The sequence below is a fragment of the Prosthecobacter sp. genome, from assembly GCF_044378005.1.
In the GTDB taxonomy this organism is placed as follows: Bacteria; Verrucomicrobiota; Verrucomicrobiia; order Verrucomicrobiales; family Verrucomicrobiaceae; genus Prosthecobacter.
The window spans coordinates 1-6,422 of the sequence record NZ_JBILYB010000225.1; the positions used below are offsets into that span (position 1 = coordinate 1).

Sequence of the window (6,422 nt, forward strand, 5' to 3'; positions counted from 1 at the left end):
ACCTTCTTCTGCCTTCTAGCATTGCTTCTGCATGTGCAGGCGCGCTCGGCCAGCAGTGTTCTGCAAAGGAGAACACTGGCTGCTGCGGCCATCGTTGCCACGGCTCTATCCATGCTTTCCAAGGAGACAGGTGTGGTAACGCCAGTCTTGATGGTGCTGCTCGACTGCCTCCACTTTCAGGATCGACTACCTGTCGCTCTGCGCCGTGCAGCAGGATCTCTGACGCTGCTGCCCATGGTTCCCCTGCTCATCGTCAGCGCCCACTGAGCTCAGGAAACGGCCCCGCTGACGGTGTCCAGTCTCCTGAACATCACCAATCACGGCATCCATCCCTACCCTTTGAGTGACTACCTGCTCACCCAGGTCTGCGCATGGATTTCCTACCTGCGGCTGCTGGTGCTGCCCATCGGCCAGAACTTCGATCACGCCTACCCACTCATCACCAGCCCGCTGGATTCCCGTTTCATCATGGCCATTCTTTTCACCGTCAGCTTGATCGCGGGTGCCTGGCTGAATTTTCGCAGGCAATCGAAAAAGTCAGGTGCCATCGTCCTATTCGGGATGCTGTGGTATTTCATCTCCCTTCTTCCATCATCCAGCATTATTCCCCTGCCGGACCTCTTCGCTGAACATCGTTGTTACCTTCCCTCAGTGGGCCTTTTTCTCGTGTTTGCAGTAGGCCTGCACCGCCTTCTGAATTTTTCCTCCGCACTCCTTGAAGGACGGGTGATACTCTACTCGCTCAGTTCGCTCGCCATTTTGACACTTTCCATATCGACCCTGTTGCGAAATGAGGTGCTGCAAAACCGGGAATCGCTTTGGAAAGATGCTCTGGCCAAGGGCTCCAATACCGTCCGAGTCTGGAAAGGACTCGGCATCGTGAATTTCAACTCCGGCAGGATCGACGAATCTGCACGCTGCTTCGAACGGGCCTTGGAAGTGGCCCCAGACGATGACGAGGCATGGTTGAACCTCTGTACATTGTATATCAAAACGATGCAGACAGACAAAGCACTCGAAGCCACCGAGCGCGGCCTGCGCAGCAAGCCCCGCGCCGTCCAGATCATGCACCTGCGCGGCCTCGCTCTAGTCATGGCCGGACGAGTGCCTGAGGGGTTGCAACACTGGGAGCTGATTCTGCAACACTATCCCCATTTCCGTTCTGCCCATCTTTCGATGGCGGAAGTGCTTGCTCAGATCGGGCATGAAGAGCGGGCCATACATCATCTCCGCGTGGCTGAGCAGAGCGGCAGACTTGACCCACTTTACGACAGTCTGAAAAAGAAGCTCCAGTCACACCTCTCAGCGATGCGATGATGAGACGGTGCAGCTTCTTGATTCTGCCAACGTTCGCCTTCCTCATTTCCGGCGCCTCGGCGCTTGGCTATCAGATTTGCTGGCAGCGATTGCTCGTGGTCTTTGCAGGCGGTGACATCCAGGCCATCACCATCATCGTCGCCACCTTCATGCTGGGCCTGGGTGCAGGAGCCCTGGCAAGTGGCTGGCTGGCTGATCAGATCTCTGTCAAACGCAGCCTCTGTTACTTTGCCGGCATCGAATGCCTCATCGGACTGTGGGGCTCCGGCAGCAAATGGCTGTACTATGACATTCTCTGCCAGCAGCTCAGCCACACCATTCACTTTCGGCCCACGAGCACATTTCTCATCATGCTCGCGCTTCTTCCACCCACGGTTTTGATGGGTCTCTCACTGCCGCTGCTGACCCGTGGAGTGACAAAACAAATCCGTGATGCCGCCGCCCACATCGGCTGGCTGTATGGCATCAACACGGTGGGCGCTGCGGCGGGAGCCATCATCACCACCTGGGTGCTTTTGCCTCAGCACGGAATCGAAGACAGCCTCTCCATCGCCGCCCTCGGCAACATGCTCTGCACTCTTCTCGTCCTGCCGCTCATCGCAAACGCAGATCACGCCACCAGCATCCCGCCCGCCCCTTGTGACACCGACGTGCGAGCACCGCTGTCCGCAGGCTTCATCCGCTATCTTGCACTTTATGCCACCACCGGCTTCCTCGCCCTTGGTCTCGAAATGATGTGGTTTCGTGTGCTCGGTGTCATGATCAAATCCACTGCTTTCACCTTCGGCACACTCATCAGCTTCTACCTCGCCGGACTTGGCCTTGGTTCACTTCTCGGCACCTTCTGGGTGCGCCGCAGCACACGACCTCTTCAGACCTTTTTATGGTTGCAGGCCTCACTGGCGCTGCTGGCTGCCTCATCCCTTGTTCTCGTTCTGCAGCTTGTTCATCACAGTTCCTGGCTTTCCAACCTGCGTGACTACCTCGGGAGTTATGAGCCGGTGGATGTGAACAGCACCATCGCTGAATGGCGCCAAAATGGCCTCACGACCAGGACTGCCCTGCTCCCGCAGCTTTATCTTCTTGTCCCGCTCTTTCTCATCGGACCAGCCACACTGCTGATGGGGCTGAGCTTCCCGTTTTTACAGAAAGCCGTGCAAAATGATCCTGCTCAGATGGGACGTAGGCTGGGCTGGCTTCAGGCATCAAACATCGTCGGCAGCGTGCTGGGCACAATCCTGGTGAGCTGGCTGCTGCTGCCTCTACTGGGAAGCGCCGGGACACTCAAATGGCTCGTCCTCATCGGAGCGGTCCTGGGTGCTGTGGCACTCTCCTCCAAAGCTGGTGTCACAAGGCTCCAAAAGGGTGTCTGGGCGGGAGTCAGCCTGATTGTTTTTCTGATCATGCCTGGCAGGGACGCACTCTGGGCGCTCATTCATGACACCAGCCCTGAGAAGCTGACACACATCGAAGATAGCAGCGGGCTGGCCGTCTTGAAACGTGTTGATCCAAGTCCTGATTCCCTGGGGGACACCGTCATCTTTGTCAACGGAATCGGTCAGAGCTGGCTGCCCTATGGTGGCATCCACAGCCTGCTCGGAGCTCTGCCAGCCCTGCTGCATCCTCGGCCTGAGCACATCGCCATCATCGGACTCGGTTCCGGGGACACCGCCTACAGCGCTGCGGCGCGATATGAGACTGAGAAAGTCTTCTGCATCGAGATCGTGGAAGGCCAGCTTCAGTCCCTGAAGAACCATGCTAAAAAGCACGCAACGGCCTCTCTGAACGCCCTCCTCACCGAAGATCGCATCCACCACATTCCTGGTGATGGGCGGCGCTTTCTCAAAATGACCAGCCAACGCTTCGACATCATCGAAGCCGATGCCCTGCGCCCCAACAGCGCCGGGTCGGGAAATCTCTACTCCGAGGAGTACTTCCGACTCGTCAGCCGACGCCTGAAGCCCGGCGGCTATGCGGTCACCTGGGCACCGACATCTCGCGTTCGCAGCACTTTCATTCGCGTCTTTCCCCATGTTCTTGATCTCGGCGTTTTACTCATCGGCAGTCTTGATCCCATCCAGGCAAGTGCCGACGACCTCCGCCGTCGGCTCGGCCATCTTGAAATCCGCGACCACTTCCGCCGCGCAGGCATCCCCATCCGCGAACAGCTCGCCGCCTACACCCAGGTGGACTACCCAGCTCATCTCATCGGCCCCAAGTTCGACCGCTCCAAGCTCGGCGAGATCAACACCGACCTCTTTCCGCGCGATGAGTTCCATCTACCCGCTCTCTTTGCCGAGTGAAACTTGCGCCTCACCTCCGCAGAGCTACACAAGCTCATGCCCACGCTTCACCATGAAAACCTCCTCCGCGCCGCCGGTTTCCAGCGCATCGCCGGTATCGACGAAGCAGGGCGTGGGCCACTTGCCGGGCCCGTCTCCGTCGCCGCCGTCATCCTGCCCGCCGACTTTGACCACGCCGTGCTGAACGACTCCAAGAAGCTCAGCGAAAAGCAGCGCGACCGCCTCTACGACGAACTCATGGCTGACAGTTCCATCCGCTGGCATGCCGAGATGATCGAGCCTGAGGAGATCGACCGCATCAACATCCTCCAGGCCACCTGGAAAGGCATGAGACTTTGCGCCCTCGCGCTCGATCCCCGGCCCGACGCTGTTCTCATTGATGGCAAACCCGTACGCGACTTCCCTCTCCATCAAGTCGCCCTCGTGAAAGGCGACAGCCTCAGCCACAGCATCGCCGCCGCCAGCATCATCGCCAAAGTCAGGCGTGATCGGCTCATGGTGCAGCTCGCGGAAAGCTACCCCGGCTACGGCTTCGAGATCCACAAAGGCTACCCCACCCCGGCCCATCAGCAGGCATTGAAAAAGCTCGGCCCCTGCCCCGCCCACCGCCGCAGCTTCGCCCCCGTCGCCCAGTTGCTGCTGAATCTATGATGGCCGGACTCTCGTTAAATCCAATCTGAGTCAGTGGATTTGAGTCCGGTGCGTATGATGCGCCGATGTCTGAAGAATCCCAAAAGGCTACTTCGGGCTCAACTCACCGAGCCTGACCACTTTCTCGATCTGAGTCTCCCCAGCGACATCCAGAATGCGGAAGGTCAAAGTAGGATCGGCCTGGCTCCAGTCGATGTTCAAAGTGCCGACGTTCGGCTGATGGAACGTCTTCGGCAGGAGGCGAAATTTGTTCGCTGTCGGAGTGCCCCGCTGATGGACCTGCGTCATCGAGCTGGCAGTGAAATCGTAAAGCGGATAAGGCACGCCCTCGTTCAGCGCCGAGAACTCACACCAGTGGCGGTCCCCACTCAGAAACACGACCCCGCTTGCCCGGGTGCTGGCGATGAGATCGACGAGGCGCTTTTGCTCATGCGGGAAGTTTGCCCAGCTCTCACTGCCGCTGGCCTCGGCGGCAAACTGGATGCTGCTCACGATCAGACGCAGTTCCGCCGGTTGCTTCAGCACACCCTCCAGCCACTGCCACTGAGCGGCACCGAGGATCGTCGTGGAAGTGTCATCATGCGGCACGGATGCCCCGCCCGGTGTCCCCTGCTCTTTCGGCACGCGCTTCAGCGGACTGCGGAAGTAACGTGTATCCAGCAGGATGACCTGCACCCGCTTCCCCTCGGGACCAAAGCTGCGGCTCTGATAGACACCTTCCTGAGCACGGAGCGGAGCAGCCGCAGGCACACTCATCCAGTCGAGGAACTCTTTCTGCGACTCACGGCGCTTCGGATAGTCGGCCCCGCCATCATTCAGCCCATAGTCATGATCATCCCAGGTCGCGAGGACGAGTGACTTTGCCCGGACGGCCTGGAAGAACGTGCTCTGGCTCAGGGCTTGATACTTCGCGCGCATCACCGCCATGTCTGTGGTGTCAGCGTAAATGTTATCCCCCATGAACAGGAAAAGCTCCATCGGCAGAGTGGCCGTGCGGTCCAGCATGGGATGCTCCGTCACATTCAGGCAGGAGCCAAAGACGATGTGCTGAAGCGGGTCCGGTGCCTTGCCGAACTCGAAAGGGAAACTCGTCTCGCCCGGGAAGAGCACGGAGAACTTCGGATTCTCCACGCCTTCGATATAATTGCGAAACACCACGGCCAGAGGCGTCTCCTTCGTCGCGCGGATGCGCCAGGCCGTGCTGCCCGCTGGCACCCGAGCCTCACAGGTGCCCGTGAGGACTACCACATCCTCCTCCGCACTCAGCGGCAGTTGAGCATGCCCCGTGAACTCGAACTTAAACTCCGGCGTCACCGGGCCGGAGGGATCGAAGAGGAACTCGACGTAACGCCGCGCCAGATCCGCCGCCTTGGCTTTCAGGCTGGCACGCTGGGCCTCGTCCATGGAGGGAAGCACGGCATTGAGCAGAGATGGTTCGGTATTCGGGTCCGCTGCGAAACAGCGCGGATCGACCTCAATCGTGATCGTACACTTCCCGTCCTGGGTGAAGAAACTCCGCACCGGAATGTCCGGCACCGCATGGGCTGGAGCGAGTCGGACGAGGGTGAAAAAGGCGAGAGCGGAGAAAAAAAGGCGCATGAGATGAAATTGAGGCTTGCTTGCAACCTACGCTTATGAACAATCGTTTGATACAGAGCAACAACCAACGTTGCCCCAACACCCACCCAACAAAACTATGAAGAAAGCACTCACGCTCCTCGCCATCTCCACCCTCGCCCTCGGTTCCGCTTACGCTGGCTGCGGCAAGGTCGTCACCAACGAAGGCAAACTGAAGTCCTTCGACGCTGCTACCAAGAAGCTCGTCGTTGAAGGCAAAGACGGCAAAGATGCCACCGTGACCCTCACCCCAAGCACCAAAGGTGCAGACGACGCTGAGAAGCTCGTCGGCAAGAATGTGAAGGTGGACAGCGAGCACGGCAAAGCCACCAGCATCGCCAAGGCTTAATCCGCCCTGACTGATCACGAATCTCCTGGAGAGCCCGGCGGAAACGCCGGGCTCTCTTTTTTTTCAAACATGAGCGCACCAAAAGACTTGGCACAGTTGCAGGCTTGACCTCTCCCCGACTGCGTTGACCATCGGCCTCTGCTTTCCATTTTTTTAGCATGCGTCCGCCCAGCCTCTTGTCCCTC

The 6,422-nt window shown here is 58.9% G+C and carries 6 protein-coding genes; 5 read left to right on the forward strand and 1 reads right to left on the reverse strand.

Annotated features, from left to right (window positions below):
- From AC6FTP_RS24770 to rnhB, 4 genes are all read left to right on the forward strand, one after another.
- Window positions 1-267: hypothetical protein (locus AC6FTP_RS24770; protein ID WP_497209585.1), on the forward strand; the 267-nt coding region annotated here is incomplete at its 5' end.
- Window positions 268-339: 72 nt separating this feature from the next.
- Window positions 340-1,317, forward strand: coding sequence for a tetratricopeptide repeat protein (locus AC6FTP_RS24775; RefSeq protein ID WP_497209586.1), 978 nt, complete (start codon window positions 340-342; stop codon window positions 1,315-1,317).
- Window positions 1,318-1,334: 17 nt separating this feature from the next.
- Window positions 1,335-3,620 carry a spermine/spermidine synthase domain-containing protein gene (locus AC6FTP_RS24780; protein WP_497209587.1) on the forward strand — a complete coding sequence of 762 codons (2,286 nt, stop codon included), beginning with the start codon at window positions 1,335-1,337 and terminating at the stop codon, window positions 3,618-3,620.
- Between the two features lie 3 nt (window positions 3,621-3,623).
- A complete protein-coding gene (gene rnhB, locus AC6FTP_RS24785) occupies window positions 3,624-4,271 on the forward strand; it encodes a ribonuclease HII (protein WP_497209588.1) in 648 nt (215 codons plus the stop codon).
- Window positions 4,272-4,358: 87 nt separating this feature from the next.
- On the opposite strand, the gene AC6FTP_RS24790 is transcribed toward rnhB, so the two are convergent.
- Window positions 4,359-5,870 carry an alkaline phosphatase D family protein gene (locus tag AC6FTP_RS24790; RefSeq protein ID WP_497209589.1) on the reverse strand — a complete coding sequence of 504 codons (1,512 nt, stop codon included), beginning with the start codon at window positions 5,868-5,870 and terminating at the stop codon, window positions 4,359-4,361.
- A gap of 97 nt (window positions 5,871-5,967) precedes the next feature.
- On the opposite strand from AC6FTP_RS24790, the gene AC6FTP_RS24795 reads away from it, so the two are divergent.
- Complete coding sequence (locus AC6FTP_RS24795; protein WP_497203471.1) at window positions 5,968-6,237, forward strand: hypothetical protein; 270 nt, start codon at window positions 5,968-5,970, stop codon at window positions 6,235-6,237.
- Window positions 6,238-6,422 lie beyond the last annotated feature (185 nt).